This is a genomic window from Streptomyces sp. NPDC051913, assembly GCF_044593635.1.
Classification (GTDB): Bacteria; Actinomycetota; Actinomycetes; order Streptomycetales; family Streptomycetaceae; genus Streptomyces.
On record NZ_JBIUCI010000004.1, the window covers coordinates 543,596 to 560,316 of the forward strand.

General features: G+C 71.8%; 15 protein-coding genes. 6 read left to right on the forward strand and 9 right to left on the reverse strand.

Features of this window, described 5'->3' with window-relative positions; translation table 11 throughout:
- Window positions 1-190 precede the first annotated feature (190 nt).
- The 3 genes from ACIHIX_RS15055 to ACIHIX_RS15065 all read left to right on the forward strand — a co-directional run bounded on the left by ACIHIX_RS15055 (window position 191) and on the right by ACIHIX_RS15065 (window position 3,542).
- Window positions 191-1,411 carry an FAD-dependent monooxygenase gene (locus ACIHIX_RS15055; RefSeq protein ID WP_399955029.1) on the forward strand — a complete coding sequence of 407 codons (1,221 nt, stop codon included), beginning with the start codon at window positions 191-193 and terminating at the stop codon, window positions 1,409-1,411.
- 86 nt (window positions 1,412-1,497) lie between these two features.
- Entirely contained in the window at window positions 1,498-2,952 is a 1,455-nt protein-coding gene (locus ACIHIX_RS15060) for an MFS transporter (protein WP_399955032.1), read from the forward strand.
- Window positions 2,949-3,542 carry a TetR family transcriptional regulator gene (locus ACIHIX_RS15065; RefSeq protein ID WP_399955034.1) on the forward strand — a complete coding sequence of 198 codons (594 nt, stop codon included), beginning with the start codon at window positions 2,949-2,951 and terminating at the stop codon, window positions 3,540-3,542. Before ACIHIX_RS15060 ends, ACIHIX_RS15065 begins: the two co-directional genes overlap by 4 nt.
- Here the strand turns inward: ACIHIX_RS15065 and ACIHIX_RS15070 are convergent.
- Window positions 3,539-5,218 carry a cholesterol oxidase substrate-binding domain-containing protein gene (locus tag ACIHIX_RS15070; RefSeq protein ID WP_399955037.1) on the reverse strand — a complete coding sequence of 560 codons (1,680 nt, stop codon included), beginning with the start codon at window positions 5,216-5,218 and terminating at the stop codon, window positions 3,539-3,541. The two genes, ACIHIX_RS15065 and ACIHIX_RS15070, sit on opposite strands and share 4 nt — an antisense overlap.
- Window positions 5,219-5,355: 137 nt before the next feature.
- On the opposite strand from ACIHIX_RS15070, the gene ACIHIX_RS15075 reads away from it, so the two are divergent.
- Together ACIHIX_RS15075 and ACIHIX_RS15080 are read left to right on the forward strand one after the other, a co-directional pair.
- Window positions 5,356-6,339 (forward strand): aldo/keto reductase, encoded by a 984-nt coding sequence (locus ACIHIX_RS15075; protein WP_399955039.1) that lies wholly within the window; start codon window positions 5,356-5,358, stop codon window positions 6,337-6,339.
- 59 nt (window positions 6,340-6,398) lie between these two features.
- Complete coding sequence (locus tag ACIHIX_RS15080; protein ID WP_399955041.1) at window positions 6,399-6,887, forward strand: DUF6328 family protein; 489 nt, start codon at window positions 6,399-6,401, stop codon at window positions 6,885-6,887.
- Between the two features lie 29 nt (window positions 6,888-6,916).
- Here the strand turns inward: ACIHIX_RS15080 and ACIHIX_RS15085 are convergent, their stop codons facing one another.
- The 3 genes from ACIHIX_RS15085 to ACIHIX_RS15095 all read right to left on the reverse strand — a co-directional run bounded on the left by ACIHIX_RS15085 (window position 6,917) and on the right by ACIHIX_RS15095 (window position 9,540).
- A complete protein-coding gene (locus ACIHIX_RS15085; protein ID WP_399955044.1) occupies window positions 6,917-7,351 on the reverse strand; it encodes an SsgA family sporulation/cell division regulator in 435 nt (144 codons plus the stop codon).
- 62 nt (window positions 7,352-7,413) lie between these two features.
- Window positions 7,414-8,469, reverse strand: coding sequence for a hypothetical protein (locus ACIHIX_RS15090; protein ID WP_399955046.1), 1,056 nt, complete (start codon window positions 8,467-8,469; stop codon window positions 7,414-7,416).
- 96 nt (window positions 8,470-8,565) lie between these two features.
- Window positions 8,566-9,540, reverse strand: a complete 975-nt coding sequence (locus ACIHIX_RS15095; protein WP_399955048.1) for an LLM class F420-dependent oxidoreductase — start codon at window positions 9,538-9,540, stop codon at window positions 8,566-8,568.
- Between the two features lie 84 nt (window positions 9,541-9,624).
- Here ACIHIX_RS15095 and ACIHIX_RS15100 point away from each other — a divergent pair, with 84 nt between their 5' ends.
- Window positions 9,625-11,028, forward strand: coding sequence for a serine hydrolase domain-containing protein (locus ACIHIX_RS15100; protein WP_399955051.1), 1,404 nt, complete (start codon window positions 9,625-9,627; stop codon window positions 11,026-11,028).
- Here the strand turns inward: ACIHIX_RS15100 and ACIHIX_RS15105 are convergent.
- From ACIHIX_RS15105 to ACIHIX_RS15125, 5 genes are all read right to left on the reverse strand, one after another.
- A complete protein-coding gene (locus ACIHIX_RS15105; protein WP_399955054.1) occupies window positions 11,020-12,621 on the reverse strand; it encodes a protein kinase in 1,602 nt (533 codons plus the stop codon). The genes ACIHIX_RS15100 and ACIHIX_RS15105 overlap by 9 nt on opposite strands.
- Before the next feature lie 120 nt (window positions 12,622-12,741).
- A complete protein-coding gene (locus tag ACIHIX_RS15110; protein WP_399955056.1) occupies window positions 12,742-13,701 on the reverse strand; it encodes a threonine/serine dehydratase in 960 nt (319 codons plus the stop codon).
- 69 nt (window positions 13,702-13,770) lie between these two features.
- The gene (locus tag ACIHIX_RS15115; protein WP_399955059.1) at window positions 13,771-14,784 is read right to left on the reverse strand and encodes a polyprenyl synthetase family protein; all 1,014 of its coding nucleotides are present in this window, start codon (window positions 14,782-14,784) and stop codon (window positions 13,771-13,773) included.
- The gene (locus tag ACIHIX_RS15120; protein ID WP_399955062.1) at window positions 14,781-15,821 is read right to left on the reverse strand and encodes a tetratricopeptide repeat protein; all 1,041 of its coding nucleotides are present in this window, start codon (window positions 15,819-15,821) and stop codon (window positions 14,781-14,783) included. Before ACIHIX_RS15120 ends, ACIHIX_RS15115 begins: the two co-directional genes overlap by 4 nt.
- A 192-nt stretch (window positions 15,822-16,013) precedes the next feature.
- Entirely contained in the window at window positions 16,014-16,691 is a 678-nt protein-coding gene (locus ACIHIX_RS15125) for an AIM24 family protein (RefSeq protein ID WP_399955065.1), read from the reverse strand.
- Window positions 16,692-16,721: the final 30 nt, after the last annotated feature.

Below are 16,721 nucleotides of genomic sequence, written 5' to 3' on the forward strand. Positions count from 1 at the left end.
GAACGAAGATGATCTTGCTGTGAAGGGGTGACCCCGAGCCCTGGAGGGGGAAATTCCACCGCGCGCCCCCGGTCTCGCGGTGATCTTTTGCGGAGCGGCGCCTCGCCGGTGACCTGCCTCACCCGCGGAAGCTGACGCAAACCCCTGCTACCCTGCGTCGTCAAATGACCGCTCTGAGTGATTCCCAGGGGTGCGCGTGAAGGTCGCCTGTGTCGGAGGCGGGCCCGCCGGCCTGTATCTGTCGATCCTGCTCAAGCTGCAGGACCCGTCCCACGACATCACCGTCTACGAGCGCAATCCCGAGGGCTCGACCTACGGCTGGGGCGTCACCTACTGGCGCGGACTGCTCGACAAACTGCACGCCCTCGACCCCGAGTCGGCCCGCACCGTCGAGGAGCACTCCGTGCGCTGGAACCACGGCGTCGCCCACGTCCGTGACCTGGCCACCCGTCAGGACGGCGACGAGGGCCACGGCATCGGCCGGCACCGTCTCCTCGAACTCCTCGCCGCCCGCGCCCGCTCGCTCGGCGTCCGCCTGGAGTTCGAGCACGGCATCACCCCGGAGAACGTGCCCGACGCCGACCTGGTCGTGGCGGGCGACGGTGTCCACAGCGCGCTGCGCACCGCACACGCCGACCGCTTCGGCACGGAGGCGAGCGCGGGTCGCAACCACTACATCTGGCTCGGCACCACCAAGGTCTTCGACGCCTTCACCTTCGCCTTCGTCGAGACCGACCACGGCTGGATCTGGTGCTACGGCTACGGATTCGGCCCCGATCGCAGCACCTGCGTCATCGAATGCGCCCCCGAGACCTGGACCGGCCTCGGCCTCGACCGGGCCGACGAGGGTGACGGGCTGGCCCTGCTGGAGAAGCTCTTCGCCGACATCCTGGACGGCCACGCCCTCATCGGCCGCTCCTCGGCCGACGGCAGCGCCCAGTGGCTGAACTTCCGCACCCTGACCAATCGCACCTGGTCCCACGGCAACCTCGTGCTCATGGGCGACGCCGCCCACACCACGCACTACTCCATCGGCGCGGGCACCACCCTCGCACTGGAGGACGCCATGGCCCTGGCGGACGCCCTGCGCGAGCACTCCACGCTTCCCGAAGCCCTTGCCCGGTACGAGCAGCGGCGCAAGGCCGAGCTGCTCTCGGTCCAGAGCGCCGCCCGCTACAGCGCCCAGTGGTACGAGAACCTGACGCGCTACATCGACCTGCCCCCGCAGCAGATGTTCGCCCTGCTCGGCCAGCGTCACTCGCCCCTGCTGCCCTACGTCCCGCCGCAGCTCTACTACCGGCTCGACCGGGCGGCCGGGCGCCTCGACGCCCTGCGCCGCATCAAGCGCTGGCTGGGGCCGAAGATCGCACGGAACGTCCACGCCCGAGCCCTGGACTCCCGCAAGCACTGACCGACCCCCGGGAAATCCATTAGGTGAATGGCTATTCACCCATTATGGTGAATAGCCATTCACCTTTTTTCATGCCGGGAGTACCGATGGACGCACCCGCCCCGATACCCCGCCCGCTCCGGGACCGGCTGACCGTCCCGGTGCTGGCCTTCGGCGGGATCCTCATGGCCGTCATGCAGACCGTGGTCGTCCCCCTGCTGCCTGACCTGCCACGACTGACCGGTGCCTCGCCCGGCGCCGTCTCCTGGATGGTCACCGCCACCCTGCTCTCCGGAGCCGTGCTCACCCCGGTCCTGGGCCGGGCCGGGGACATGTACGGCAAACGCCGTGTCCTCATGGCCGCGCTCGCGCTGATGGCCCTCGGCTCGGTGCTGTGCGCCCTGTCCTCCGACATCCGGGTGCTCATCGCCGCCCGCGCCCTGTCCGGTGCCGCCTCCGCCGTCGTACCGCTGTCCATCAGCATCCTGCGCGACGAGCTGCCGCCGGAGCGCCGGGGGAGCGCGGTGGCGCTGATGAGCTCGACCGTGGGCATCGGTGCCGCGCTGGGGTTGCCGCTCGCGGCCGTGATCGTGCAGTACGCGAACTGGCACACCATGTTCTGGGTGACCGCGGTCCTGGGTGCCGCCGGAGTCGGCTCCGTGTGGTGGGCGGTGCGGGAGTCGCCGGTGCGTGAGCCGGGGCGGTTCGACGTGCCGGGCACGCTGGGGCTGGCCGCCGGGCTGGTGTGTCTGCTGCTCGGGGTATCGCAGGGCGGGCAGTGGGGGTGGGGCAGCGCACGGATCGTCGGACTGTTCACGGCGGCCGTTCTCGTGCTGGCCGTGTGGTGGTGGCAGCAGCTGCGGGCCGAACGGCCCTTGGTCGACCTGCGGTTGGTGTCCCGTCCCCGGGTCGGTCTCTCGCATGTGGCCGCGCTGCTGACCGGCTTCGCGTTCTACGCCAACTCGCTCGTCACGGCCCAGCTGGTGCAGGCGCCCGAGGCCACCGGCTACGGGCTCGGTCTCTCGATCGTGCAGACCGGCCTCGTGCTGCTGCCGGGCGGCTTCATCATGCTGCTGTTCTCGCCCCTCTCCGCCCGCATCTCGGCGTCCCGCGGCCCGCGCATCACCCTGGCGCTGGGCGCCGCGGTCATCGCGGTGGGGTACGCGGTGCGGATCGCCGACAGCCACGACCTGTGGATGATCATGGTGGGCGCGGCGGTCGTGGGCACCGGCACCACCCTGGCGTACTCGGCGCTGCCGACCCTCATCCTGCACGCCGTCCCGGCCGGGCAGACCGCGTCCGCCAACGGCGTCAACGTCCTGATGCGCACGATCGGGCAGGCCGTGTCGAGCGCCGTCGTCGCCGCGGTCCTGCTCCGGCACACCAGCCCTGTCGGCGGCCTCCCCGTGCCCACCCTGCACGGATATCTGCTCGCCTTCGGCATCGCGGGCGCCATCGCCCTGGCGGCCGGCGCCACCGCGCTCTGCATCCCGGGCGACCCGGACCAGGGCGGGACCCGGCGGGCCCGGCGGGCGAAGACGGAGGTGTTGGAGGGAGCATGAGAGCCGTGAGCACCCCACCCCCCTTTTCCGACCCCACGCCCGCACGCCGGGACGCCGAGGCCACCAGGGCGGCGATCCTGAAATCGGCCCGCTACCTCCTGGCCCGGCACGCCCACACCGACATCACCCTCAAGGACGTCGCCGAACGCGCCGGGGTCAGCCCGCCGTTGATCCTCAAGTACTTCGGCAACAAGGACGCCCTCTTCGCCCGCGTCATGTCCTTCGAGGCCGACGCGGAGGCGTTGCTGGACGCTCCGCTGGAAGAGCTCGGACGCCACATGGTCCGGCATGTGCTGGTGAGCCAGACCGAACGCGGCACCGACCCCCTGCTGCGCATCACCTTCGCGCGCCTGCACGACGATCAGGGCGACATCCTGCGCGCCAACTTCCGCACCCAGGTGACCGAGCGCCTCGCGGAGCGCCTCACCGGCCCCGACGCGGGACTGCGCGCCGAACTGGCCGTCGGTACGCTGCTGGGTCTCGGGGTGATGTTCGGCATCGCCCGCGGCCCGCACCTCAGGGCGAGCCCGGTCGACGACCTCGTCGACCGCTACGCACCCGTGGTGCAGGCCCAGTTGGCCGGTCCTTAGCCGAACAGCCGGTCCAGGAAGGCGTTCCCGAACACCCGGTGCGGATCCAGCCGGTCCAGGATCCCCGCCGCCTGTTCCCACGCCCCGTCCCCGAGCGACGCCGGCACCGCCGTGCCCAGCACCTCGCCGTCGTCCCACACCGCGTCCTCGGTATAGGCCCAGCCCTTGGACCACTCCACCCGGGTCAGGGCGTCCGTGCCGTCGTAGCGGTCCAGCAGGAACCGCTCCAGCTCACGCAGGAACTTCTCCGCGTACGGCGTCCCCGGCAGCGTCAGCACGTCCAGCCAGACGGCGGTGTCCCACTCGGGGTGCTCGGCGTCGGGGCGCAGCGCGGACAGCAACGGGGCCCGGGCGCCGTCGAGTTCGGCGTCGGCCGGGTGGTCGAGGCCCGTCACGCGGATCTCCATCGAGCCGTTGACCGGGAAGCGGCCGAGCGCGGCGTACGCCGCGACCCGCTCCCGGTAGAAGTCGGTGAACTCGGAGACGACCCGCTGCACCTGGGCCCTCCTGGTGAGGACCGCGTAGCCGTTGGCGTTGATCCGCAGGGTCGTGGGCCTGATGTAGAGCAGGGTGTTCTTCGACGGCCCCCAGATGTCCGCGGACAGCGTGGTCACCAGTCCCAGCGCCGCCGCGTCGGCCTGCGCGTTGCCGAGCACCGGCGCCAGATACCAGGCCGCGTCCGCGACCATCCGCCCGGCGAGATCCGCCACCAGCGTCGGGACGTTGTCGGAGAACGGATAGTTGTACGGCGCTGTCACGCGCCGCGAGGTGAGCGGTTTCGTCGGCTCGACGCTCCAGACCTTGAACCAGGGGAACTCCGTGAAGGCGAACCAGATCGCCTCCACTCTCCCCGCCTCGTCCAGGTAGCTCGCGAGGGTGCGTCCGCCGCCGCCCGGCGCGGCGAAGAGCTCCGCGGCCGGGATGTCCGTACGGCTCACGCACCGCAGATTGCTGTTCGCGCCGACCCGCAGCACCACCTCGGTGACCAGGGCACGTCCGAGGTGGGTCAGCAGCGCGGCGGCGTCGGCCTCGTCGCGCTCGTGGCGCCGCAGGACGTAGGCGCCACTGGCCTCGTCCCACACCACCGCCGTCACCGACAGCACCCGGTTGCTGAGCGAGCCGTACGTCTGCCCCGGCAGCCGCTCCTCGCCCCGCGCCGGCACGGCACTGCCGTGCGCGTCGATCGCCAGGGCGCCGCCGAGGGTGAGGTCGCCGGGGGCGGGAGCCGCGGTGAGCCCGAGGCCGTGCCCCTCCAGGAAGGTCAGGAGGGACTCCATCGAGACGCCCGCACCGGCGCGCACTGCGCTCGCCCCGTCGAGGGACGTGTCGGTCAGATGGGCGGTCGTGTCGACCAGGAGCACCGGCGCGTCCGAGGAGGTGCCCTCGGTGATCGTCAGCGGTGACCAGCCGTGCGAGAACCCGCGGGCACGGACCCGCCAGCCGTTGCGCCAGGCCCAGTTGACGGCGGCGACCGCCTGCTCGCCGTCGATCGGTGCGCAGGCCCACAGGCCGACGGCGGTGATCTCGCCCACCCAGTTCCGGTAGGCCGAACGGTAGAGGGCGACGTCGTCCGGAAAGCCCGGCAACTCCTGGGCGGCGACGGCCGGGTCGGCCGGCACCAGGGTCAGGGCGGCGGCGCTGAGGAGGAAGCTTCTGCGGGTCCAGTGGTGAGTCACGGGGTCAAGCTAGGGACCTGCTTGACAGAGAGCGCTTGTCCGTCGAGCCCTTTCACTCTTGTGAGTGAATCATTCACAGGTGCCGCGTCGGAGGGGCCCGTTCCGCGCACAAGCGGGACGGATGACAGACTGACGCCATGGACGAGCGCACTTTCGGCAGGTTGGGTCAGCGGGCATCCGTCATCGGTCTCGGCACATGGCAGCTGGGCGCCGACTGGGGAGACGTCGACGACAAGGAAGCCCTTTCGGTACTGGAGGCCGCGGCCGAGTCCGGGGTCACCTTCTTCGACACCGCCGATGTCTACGGCGACGGCCGCAGCGAGCAGACCATCGCCACGTTCCTGCGCAGCCGCCCCGATCTGCATGTGTTCGTCGCGACGAAGATGGGCCGCCGCGTCGACCAGATCCCGGAGAACTACGTCCTCGACAACTTCCGCGCCTGGAACGACCGTTCCCGCCGCAACCTCGGTGTCGACCGCCTCGACCTGGTGCAGCTGCACTGCCCGCCCACGCCCGTCTACTCGAGCGACGAGGTCTACGACGCCCTCGACACCCTGGTCGCCGAGGAGCGCATCGCCGCGTACGGCGTCAGCGTGGAGACCTGCGAGGAGGCCCTCACCGCGATCGCCCGGCCCGGTGTGGCGAGCGTGCAGATCATCTTCAACGCCTTCCGCATGAAGCCGCTGCAGAAGGTGCTCCCCGCGGCCCAGGAGGCGGGTGTCGGCATCATCGCCCGGGTGCCGCTGGCCTCCGGGCTGCTGTCGGGCAAGTACACCAAGGACACCGTCTTCCCCGAGAACGACCACCGCACCTACAACCGGCACGGCGAGTCCTTCGACGTCGGCGAGACCTTCTCCGGCGTGGACTACACGACCGGTGTGGAGGCCGCCGCCGAGTTCTCCGCCCTCGCCCCCGAGGGGTACACCCCGGCCCAGCTGGCGCTGCGCTGGATCGTTCAGCAGCCCGGCGTCACCACCGTCATCCCGGGCGCCCGCAACCCGGAGCAGGCCCGCGCCAACGCGGCCGCCGCCACGCTGCCGGAGCTGTCCGACGAGACGCTCTCGGCCGTCCGGGACATCTACGAGCGGCGGATCAAGGACCAGGTCGAGAGCCGCTGGTAGTCCGTGCGGACGGCGAGCCCGGTTGTTTGAACGATCAGACACCGGGTTACCCGTCCCGCATGGTGCAGGCACCGGAGAGGCGTACCGGCCGTGACGAGACCGCCGACGAGCGAGCCGACCGTATGTGGGGCGAGCTCATGCAGGAGATCCGCGTCGCCCAGATGGGCGTACAGATCCTGTTCGGGTTTCTGCTGACCGTCGTCTTCACACCGAAGTACGCGAACCTCGGCGACACCGAGAAGACCATCTACATCGTCACGGTCGTCCTCGGCGCCACCGCCACCGGCGCCCTCATCGGCCCGGTGTCCCTGCACCGGCTGGTCTCCGGCCGGCGCATCAAGCCGCAGGCGGTGGAGTGGGCGTCCCGGCTCACCTTCATCGGGCTGCTGCTGCTCCTCGTCACGACCGCCTCCTCGCTCCTGCTGATCCTCCGGGTGGCCACCCACGACGCCTTCGTCCCGTGGCTGGTCACCGCGGTCGTGATGTGGTACCTGGTGTGCTGGTTCGTCGTGCCGCTGTGGATCCGGCGCCGCTACACGACGAAGTGACGTCCGCCCGGCACGAGTTCGCTCGCCCGCTACTCGGCCCGGTCCTGCGCGAAGAGCTCGGCGAGGAAGTCGTCGACACCCGTCTTCTCGCTGCCCGGCGGCACCAGTTCACGCGTTCTGCGCAGGAACGCGGTCACCGCCGGGGCCCACACGAAGACCACCGCGTGATGCCGACCGCCGTCGGGGAGGGCGTCGCCGAGGAACTCGACCCGCAACTCGTGTCCCATGCCCGTGGACACCGGACACATGCGTACGTCCCCCACCCCGACCGGGCCGAGCAGCCCCTCGCTGAGCATCTCCCGGTCGAGCCGCCAGCGGGCGAGCACCCGGCCGTCATGGCTGAACACCGCTGTCACGGCGAACGGGTCGGAGGCGTCGTAGGACAGGTGGGCGAGCACGGGGAATCGGTGCGTGACGCCCGCCTGGAGCTGCACGACCAGGGACTTGTGCACGAGGGGGTTCACCTGAGGGCCTCCGGGGAGAACGGACTTGGCTCCCTCTAGTACCCCCGTCACGCACAAGATGCTCACTCAGGCGAGTGATTCCCATGGGCCCCGCGCAATGCCGTGATGCACGCGCCGATGGCCTGCTGCAACTCCTCCAGCTGCTGGACCATGTCGTCCTCGTAGAAGTCCTGCGCGTCGTCGAAGGTCAGCTCCTCGAACACCTTCGTCGCCCTCTGCAGGCTGCTGTAGAACTTCGTCCGCCGTTCCTGGACCCGGAGTTCGGGGTCGGCCTCCACGGCCTCGACGACGAGGGTCTTCATGGTGTCGTAGGCCTCGGTGGCCCACTCGCCGGTGTCCTCGTCCTCCTCCAGTTCGTCGAGGAGCGACAGATGGCGTTCGGCCTCCTGACGGAGGTCGGCGGGAGCGTCGACGGTCTGGCCCGCGGGGGTCTTGATCTGGCCGGACTCGGCGATCTGGCGGACGTAGCCGATCCGGTCCGCGGCGCGGCTCTCGGTGGCGACGGCCTTCTTCAGGTCGTCGGTGCGCACGACGTCACGGGCCAGCTCGGACTGGAGCTCCGGGTCCTCGCGCACCCGGTCGAGGAGCGCCTGGCGGGCCGCCCGCGCGGTGGAGGGGTCGGCGAGGATCGCGGCGCGCAGCGCGGTCGGGTTCTCGGCGACCTCCAGCGCCTTCGTCGGCCGGATGCCCTCCGCCTCGGCGGCCTCGGCGATGGCGGTACCGCGCTCGGACGTGGCGCTGTTGCGGGAGACGTAGTAGCTGAGCCACACGTCGGCGTCCGGCAGCTCCACCTCCTGGCCCGGTGCGAGCGCCTCGAACTGCGGGACGATGCCGTCGTCGGCGGCCCGGTCCCACGCCTTGTAGTAGCGCATGACGCGATCGGCGGAGCAGTCGGCGAGTTCGGCGAACTCCTTCGCCGACACCTTCGGCGTCTCGTCCGCGCCCTGGCCGCCGGGCCGTACGCTGCGCGCCACCATCAGGCCGAAGGCCCATCCGCCGGTCCGCGCGTAGGCGCCGAACTCACGCGCGTCCCGCGCCACGAGGTCGGACAGGGGCGCGGGGGACGACTCGGGCGTCGGCTCGGGCGTCGTCTCGGACGGAGCGATCGCTAGGGTCACAGGTGTCTCTCCTGGGGAGGGGCTGGCAGGGCTGCACGCGTGCAGACCGGCAGCCTATATCGACCCATTGGCGATGCTTTGACAGGCCCTCTGTGTCTAGTGGTCGAGGGCGTCGTGGAGCGCCGGGAGCAGGGTCTTCTCCGCCCAGTCCAGATACGCCGGCTGCGACTCGCCGCCGATCTGCACCAGGGCGATCTCCGTGAACCCGGCGTCCGCGTAGGGGCGTACGGCCTCGACGAAGTCGTCCGGGTCGTCACCGCACGGGATGGACGCGGTGATGTCGTCCGGCGTCACGAACCGGGTCGCCGCCTCGAACGCGTCGGGGTGCGGCAGCTCGGAGTTGACCTTCCAGCCGCCGCCGAACCAGCGGAACTGGTCGTGCGCACGATGGACGGCGGCGTCCCGGTCGGGGTCGTGGCAGACCGGCAGCTGGCCCACGCGCGGCTTGCCCGCGCCACCGTGCCGGTCGAAGGAGTCGAGCAGGTCCGCCTTCGGCTCCGTCGCGATGACCAGGTCGGCGAGCCGGCCCGCGAGGGCGCACGACTGCTCGCCGGACACGGCGAGCCCGATCGGGACCGGTTGGTCCGGCAGATCCCACAACCGGGCCGACTCCACGTCGAAGTGGCCGCCGCGCCGGTTGACATGACCGCCCGCGAAGAGCGCCCGGATGATCTCCACCGCCTCCTCGAGCATCTCGTGCCGCACGTCCACGGACGGCCAACCGCCGCCCACCACATGCTCGTTGAGATTCTCCCCCGAGCCGAGCCCCAGCCGGAACCGGCCCTGCGACAGCAGCTGCATCGTCGCCGCCTTCTGGGCCACGACCGCCGGGTGGTAGCGGAACGTCGGACAGGTCACATAGGTCATCAGCGGAATGCGCGAGGTCGCCTGCGCGGCGGCGCCGAGCACACTCCACGCGTACGGCGAGTGCCCCTGCGAGCGCAGCCACGGAAAGTAATGGTCCGAGGTCACCGAGAAGTCGAAACCCGCCTCCTCGGCCCGCACCACATGGTCGACGAGCTCTCGCGGCCCGGCCTGCTCGGTCATCATCGTGTATCCGATTTGCACCATAAGCGGCGAGTCCCCTGGCTGGGCCGCGGAAAACAGCCGACGGGCATCTGGATCATGGAGGGGCGACCGGGGGAGGATGCCCGCATGAGCGCGCGCCCTCTGCCCACGAGCACCCCGTCCGCCGAGGGCGTCGACGCGTCCGGCGTCCACGCCTTCCTCGACGCCCTCGAAACCTCGCCGGACATCGAGCCGCACAGCCTGATGATCCTGCGGCACGGCAAGGTCGTGGCCTCCGGCTGGTGGGCGCCGTACACCGCCGACCGCCGCCATCTCCTCTACTCGCTCAGCAAGAGCTTCACCGCGACGGCCGCCGCCTTCGCCGTGGCCGAGGGACTGCTGCGGCTCGACGACCCGGTGATCTCGTACTTCCCGGAGTTCGACGCCGACATCACCGACCCGCGCAGCCGCGCGATGCTGGTCCGCCACATCACGACCATGGCCAGCGGCCACGCGGCCGAGACCCATGAGCGGGCGCTGGAGACGGACCGCGAGGAGCCGGTGCGCGGCTTCCTCCTGCTGCCGCCGGACGGCGACCCGGGCACGGTCTTCGCCTACAACCAGCCCACCACCTACACCCTCGCCGCGATCCTCCAGCGGGTGACCGGCCAGTCCCTGACCGACTATCTGCGCCCCCGCCTCCTCGACCCGATCGGCATCGGCGACGTGGCCTGGCTGACGGGCCGGACCGGGCGCCAGCTCGGCTACAGCGGGCTGCACGCCACCACCGACGCGATCGCCCGCCTCGGCCGGCTCTATCTCCAGGGCGGCATCTGGGAGGGCGAGCGGGTGCTGCCCGAGGGGTGGGTCGAGGAGGCGACCCGGTCCCACATGGCGAGCGGCGACGAGACCTGGTCGGCGGACTGGCGGCTCGGGTACGGCTACCAGTTCTGGATGTCCCGGTACGGCTACCGCGGGGACGGCGCCTACGGACAGTACTGCCTCGTGCTGCCCGAGCAGGACGCCGTGGTCGCGATCACCGGCGCCACCGATCAGATGCAGGCGGTGCTGGACCTCGTCTGGCGGCACCTGATCCCCGCGTTCGGCCGCACCACGCCACAGGCTGACGCCTCGCTGGCCGAGCGGACGGCCGGGCTCACCCTGCCGCCCGCCGCGGGCGAACCCGCCGCGCTGGAGACCGCGGTCGCGTTCACGCCGTACGACGGTGGCGGCGCCGAGCTTCCGAAGCTGACGGCGGTGGAGGTCGACGCGGCCGGGCGACGGGTCACTTTCGTCGAGGACGGGCACCGCCTGGAGCTGGGGTTCGGCGAGCCGGGGTGGACCGTCACCGAGGCGCCGGTACCGGCCGCGGTGAGCGGCGGCTGGACCGACGAGGACACCCTGGTGCTCGACGTGGCGCTGCTGGAGACACCGCACCACGTCGAGGTGACCTGCTCGCTCACGGACCGGACGTTCACCGCGAAGTGGCGCACGCGGCCCCTGCACAGCTCCCGGATCCTGGCGATGCGCGCACCCCGCGACTCAGGCTGACGGCACCTCGAAGGTTCGCAGGACCGTCTCCAGGGCCTCCTGGTCGGCGGCTTCGTCCCAGTCGGCCGCCGGGGTCGTCCAGCGCAGCGAGTAGCCACGCCCGTCACCGATCAGGAAGCCCCGGCCCAGGGTCCGCACACGGCTGCCGTCGACCGTGGAGAGCCACTCCATGTCGGCGGCCTCGCGCCCCTGGTACGTCGTCGCGCGGATGTCCCCGAGGCGCCGGTAGTCCCCGGACTGCTTCAGCCCCGGCTCGACGTCGTCCCGCCAGACCGCGACCGGATCGTCGCCCACCCGCGTGCTGTAGGTGACGGCGAGCGTGCGCGGGTCGCCCTCGGCGCCGAGCACGACCCGGTACGCCAGGTCGTCCTGCGTCCTCGTGCTCAGCACCTTCCAGCCCCGGGGCAGGGAGACGGAGAACCCCTGGGGCGCGGTGTAGTGCTGGAATGCCGGGGCCGAGGGGGACGGCGACGGGGCCGCGGTGGTCGGTGGAGGAGTGGGGGTGGGGGTCGGGGTCGGCGTGGGGGTCGGCTTCGGTGTGGGCTGTGCCGTCCGTCCGCCGGTGGCCGAGGCGGTCGGTCTGAGCGGCGGTGCGTCGGCCGCGGAGTCGTCGGAGTCCGTGGGCAGTTGGCCAGTCGCCGCGAGGACCGCGGCGGTGACGGTGACCACGGCCAGCGCGGTGCCCGCGGCCATCGTGCGCCGGCTGCGGCCCGGCCCTGCCGCGTACAGCCGGCGCAGCCGGGGCGCGGGGACCGCCGTCGGCGACGCTTCGGGATCCTCGGTCACGACCCGGGTCAGGGCCTCGCGGACCGTCTGCCGACCGAGCCGTTCCCGGGAGTTCTTGCGGAGCAGCCCCTGCACGGTCGGGGTGAGCGGCCCGGCCCGCACCGGGCTGCGCAGCGGCAACCGGTCCACGCCCTTCAGCGTCGTCTCCGGGCTGTCCCGGTCCCGGAACGGCGGCCGGCCCTCGACCATCGAGTAGAGCATCGCGCCCAGCGCCCACAGGTCCGCCGCCGGTCCGATCCGCTCGTCGCGGGCCTGCTCCGGGGAGGCGTACGACGGGGCGCTCACCCGGGGGGCCAGGGTCGCGCCGGCCAGCCCGAAGCCGGTCAGCACCACGGGGCCCCTGTCCCGCACGAACACCTGGCCCGGACTGAGCTCCCCGTGCGTGATGCCCTCGGCGTGCCCGGCCTCCAGCACGTCGAGCAGCTCCAGACCGATGCGGGCCGCCCGTACGTAGGTGAACGAGCCCTGCTGCTTGAGGAGTTCGCCCAGCGGGACGCCGTCGATCCACTCGGTGACGGTCCACAGGGTGCCGTACTCCTCGACGGCGTCGACGACGACGGCGACCCGGCCGGGGGCCAGCCGGCCCATGGTCTCGGACATCCGGACGACCCGGGCGACAGCCCGTCGCGCACTCTCGCCGTCCGGATCCGGCGGCAGACCGATCTGGGTGAGAAGGCAGGGGCCGCCGGCCTCGGTGTCCTCGCCGTGCCAGCAGACACGGTTGGTCTCGCGGTGGAGGACGTCGAGGAGCCGGTACCGTCCGGCGATCAGCTCTTGTGTGGAGACGTGCGCCTTGACCATGGTCATCCCTCGCTGAACCCCTGGCTCTCACCTTTCCCACAGGTACGGGGGGCGTGACCGGGTGTGTTCAGCCGAACGGCAACTGCTTTCCTGACACGTGGTCACCGGCCGGGAATTGACGAAAAGTCAGAGAACACCGAATCGTTCCGCCCACCTCATGACGTCTCCCGTCGTCGCGTTGCCACCGCACACCACCAGCCCCAACCGGGCACCCTCACCGACCCGTTCCAGCACCCGCCGGGCCGCGGGCAGCAGACAGCCGGCGGCGGGCTCGGCCCACACCTTGGCGTGGTCGGCGAGTTGCAGCGAGCCCCGCACGGCCTCCCGGTCGGTGACCACGAGCACCTCGTCGACCAGCGCCGCCACATGGTCATAGGTCAGCTGCGAGACCGCCGGCGCGCTGAGCGTGGAGACGATCGACGACAGGGCGACCGGCACCGGCCCGCCCGCCGCCAGCGCCTCGGACATGGCCGTCGCGCCCTCCGTCTCCACACCCCAGATCCGCACCCCCGGACGACGGACCCGCAGCGCCGCCGCGACCCCCGCGATCAGCCCGCCGCCCCCGATGCTGACGAGGACGTCCGTGAGCTCACCGGCGTCCTGCGCGAACTCCAGCCCCACGGTGCCCTGTCCGGCGATGACCAGCGGATCGTCGAAGGGGTGGACGAGCGTCAGTCCTTCGTCCCGCAGTCGCGTGACGAGGGAGAACGCGCCGTCCATGTCCTCGGTCAGCCGTACCACCGCCCCGGCCGCCTCGGCGATCTCCACGGCACGGGCCGGTGCCGAGCGCGGCATGACCACGGTGGCCTTCACCTGCAGGGCCGCGGCCGTCATCGCCAGCGCGATGCCGTGATTTCCGCCGCTGACCGCGACCACGCCGGCGGCCCGCTCGGCCTCGCTCAGCGAGAGGAGCTTCGAGGTCGCCCCGCGCGCCTTGAACGAGCCGGTGCGCTGAAGCAGTTCCAGCTTGGCGGTGACCGGAGCCCCGAGCAGCGCGGACAGTCCGGGACTCGGCACGGTGGGGGTACGGACGACATGTCCGGCGATCCGCTCGGCCGCGGCTTCGATGTCGGAGATCCCGATCAAGGCACTCACCCTTCCGGCACGGACGACCCACGCCGCTTCAGAATCACACAGGGCTCGGAGGGGGGCGCCTCAGAGGTCGCGTCGGACGAGGAAGTCCAGCAGGGCCCGTAGGTCGGTGACGGCGCTCGCTTCCAGGGGGACCTCGGCGAGCGCGGCCTCCGCGGCGGCCAGCTGCCGGCGGGCCTCGGTGAGCGCCGCGGACCGGCCGCCCGCCGCCTCGATCAGGGCGGCCGTCTCCTCGGGCCGGTCCCCGGATTCCAGGAGCCCCGCGAGGCCGGGGGTGTCGAGGGCCGCCAGCACCGGGAACGTCTTCTTGCGCTCCCGGAGATCGGCGTGGACGGGTTTCCCGGTGACGGCGGGATCGCCCCAGACGCCCAGCACGTCGTCCACGACCTGGAAGGCGACCCCGATGTGCCGACCGGCCCGGTCCAGCGCGTCGACCACAGCCGCCGGGGCACCGCCCAGCAGGGCACCCAGCGCGAGCGCACAGCCCAGCAGCGACCCCGTCTTGTGCTCGGCCATCGCCCGGTACTCGGCCGGGCCCACCCGCCCCGGCCCGGTCCAGGGGCGGGCGGCGAAGAGCAGGTCGTCGGCCTGTCCGCGCACCAGATCGCCGAGCGCCCGGCTCACCAGCCGCAGCGCGGCGGGCCCCTGGCCGGCGACCGCGAGGGTCTGGACGGCGAGCGCGAACAGCGCGTCCCCCGCGAGGACCGCGGGGCCCGTGCCGTAGGCCTGCCAGACGGTGGCGCGGCCCCGCCGGGCCGGGTCGCCGTCCATGATGTCGTCGTGCGTCAGCGAGAAGGTGTGCAGCAACTCCACCGCCACCGCGCCCGGCACCCCGGCCCGCGCGGACGCCCCCGCGGCCTGCGCACCGAGCACCGCCAGCGCCTGCCGCACGCCCTTGCCCCCGGACGCGACCGTCGGCGCACCGCCGACCTCGCACCAGCCGAAGGAATACGCGGCCATCTCACCGACCCACGGATGCAGCCGATCGACGGCGGCCCGCAGCGCGGGACGCACCAACACCCGGCAGCGGTCGAGGACGTGAGCGGCCTGGACGGGCTGCTTGAGGGCCGTCGTCACCGTGCGGCCCCCGGCTCCACGCCGAACTCCGCCTGGGCCCGCGCCACCATCTCCTGCGCGTGCCGGAGCCCGATGCGCCCCAACACCTCGTACAGATCGGCGAGTTCGACGGCCGTCTCGTCCCGGTCGCGGCCCAGCCGGGCCAGCGACTTGGCCAGGCCCAGCCGCGCCAGCGCCTCCCCGCGCGGCTCGCTCATCGCCCGGAACTCCGCGAGCGCCTCCTCGTACAGCTCCCGGGCCTCGGCCCAACGCCCGGCCCGGTAAAAGACGTTGCCACGCATCTTGTGGTTGTAGGCGAGGGCGCCGGACAGGCTCATGGCACGGCAGCCCGCCTCCGCCTCCGACAGCAGCGCCAGAGCGCGCTCCACGTCACCGTCACGCACCGAGACGATGTCGGCCAGTCCGCGCAGCGCCCAGGCGTGACCGCGCCGGTCATCGGCCCGCGCGGCTACCTCCGCGGCCTCCTCGAAGAGGGCGTACGCCGTGTCGTAGGCACCGGTGTTGCGGTGCATCTGGGCGATGCCCTCCAGCGCCCACACCGTGTGCCGCGCCTCCCCGCGCCGCCGGGCCTCGGCCAGCAACTGCTCGTGCAGCCGTCCGACGGCCTCGTAGTCGCCCTGGATCCGGCCGGTCTCCGCGAGCCCCGCCAGCGAGTAGCCCCGTACGACGACGTCCCCGCCGCGCTCGCCCAGTTCGGCCGCCAGGCCCAGCAGCCGCCGGGCGAGAGCGAGCGCCCCGCGCTGCCGGGCCAGGGTGCCGCCGCTCCACAGGGCCCAGGCCATCGCGCCCAGGTCGCCGGCCTCCCGGGCCGACCGGTAGCTCGCCTTCCACGCCCGGTCGGCCTCGCCGACGCGGCCGAGCCGGCGGTGCGCCTCGGCGACCGCAAGGCCGGAACGGGCCGCCTCCGCGTTCTTTCCCGCCTGCTCGGCGGCCCTCAACTGCTCGGTGCCGACGGCCAGTACCTCGGTCAGCGAGGAGTTCACGGACAGGGTGGTGAGCGCGCCCTGATACTCAGGGGCGAATGCCTTGCCGAACATGGATGCCTTTCGAAGGGCATATACGCACTGTGTATACATGTTGCGTATACACAGTGCGTATAGTGCGCCGAAAACCCGCCCTGACCCGTTGCGGGCCAGGGCGTGTCACCTGTTGCCGATCAAGACGTGGAGGGGCGGGTCGGGGTTGCTCGTGAGGCGCAGATCACCTTCCTCGGGGATCCTTCCCCGCGGTCAGTGCTGCTGCGGCTTGTGCGGGGTCGCCTCGCTCGGTCGTACGACGACGTATCCCTCGCCCTCCAGCATCAGTTGGACCGCCTCACCCGAACCGCCGCGCAGCATCGAACCGATGGACTGCGAGCGGTGCAGCGAGGTCCGCAGGCCGGCGGTCCAGCCGACGATCGCGTCCGTGTCGACGTACACCGGGAACTGCGCCGAGACCGGGATGACGAGCGGATTGCCCTCACAGACCAGGCCGAGGCGTCCCTGCCCGGAGAAGACACTGTTGAACAGGCCCCCGCCACTGATGCCCGAACCCTTCACGGTCGCGATGCGGTACGCCAACGAGGCGTCGAAACACAGGACGTTGCGGCCGTTGACCGTGAACTCGTCGCCCGGGTCGACATCGACGACGAAGCAGTTCTGCGCCTCCTGCGCGAACCACGCCTCGCCCTGTCCGCGGACCGCCATCAGGGGCAGGCCCTCGCCGGTGACCGCGCGTTTCAGCATGCCGCCCACGCCCTGGCCCTTGCGCTCGAACTGGAGGTTGCCGCGGTAGGCGATCATCGATCCCTGGCGGGCGAGCATCTCGCCGTTCACCGCGTACCTGATGCACTTGGCGTTCTCGACGGTCATGCCCGGCGCCGTGGCCGGCTGGACCATGTGCTCACTGGAAAACAGGTCACCCTTCATGAGGGCATGGTGTCCCGGAGGGTTTCGTTC

What these genes read in the sequence shown, in the direction of transcription:
- ACIHIX_RS15060 (WP_399955032.1), top strand. Translation starts at nt 1,498, where the DNA reads ATGGACGCACCCGCCCCGATACCCCGCCCGCTCCGGGACCGGCTGACC.
- ACIHIX_RS15065 (WP_399955034.1), top strand. Translation starts at nt 2,949, where the DNA reads ATGAGAGCCGTGAGCACCCCACCCCCCTTTTCCGACCCCACGCCCGCA.
- ACIHIX_RS15075 (WP_399955039.1), top strand. Translation starts at nt 5,356, where the DNA reads ATGGACGAGCGCACTTTCGGCAGGTTGGGTCAGCGGGCATCCGTCATC.
- ACIHIX_RS15080 (WP_399955041.1), top strand. Translation starts at nt 6,399, where the DNA reads ATGGTGCAGGCACCGGAGAGGCGTACCGGCCGTGACGAGACCGCCGAC.
- ACIHIX_RS15095 (WP_399955048.1), bottom strand. Translation starts at nt 9,540, where the DNA reads ATGGTGCAAATCGGATACACGATGATGACCGAGCAGGCCGGGCCGCGA.
- ACIHIX_RS15100 (WP_399955051.1), top strand. Translation starts at nt 9,625, where the DNA reads ATGAGCGCGCGCCCTCTGCCCACGAGCACCCCGTCCGCCGAGGGCGTC.
- ACIHIX_RS15105 (WP_399955054.1), bottom strand. Translation starts at nt 12,621, where the DNA reads ATGACCATGGTCAAGGCGCACGTCTCCACACAAGAGCTGATCGCCGGA.
- ACIHIX_RS15120 (WP_399955062.1), bottom strand. Translation starts at nt 15,821, where the DNA reads ATGTTCGGCAAGGCATTCGCCCCTGAGTATCAGGGCGCGCTCACCACC.
- ACIHIX_RS15125 (WP_399955065.1), bottom strand. Translation starts at nt 16,691, where the DNA reads ATGAAGGGTGACCTGTTTTCCAGTGAGCACATGGTCCAGCCGGCCACG.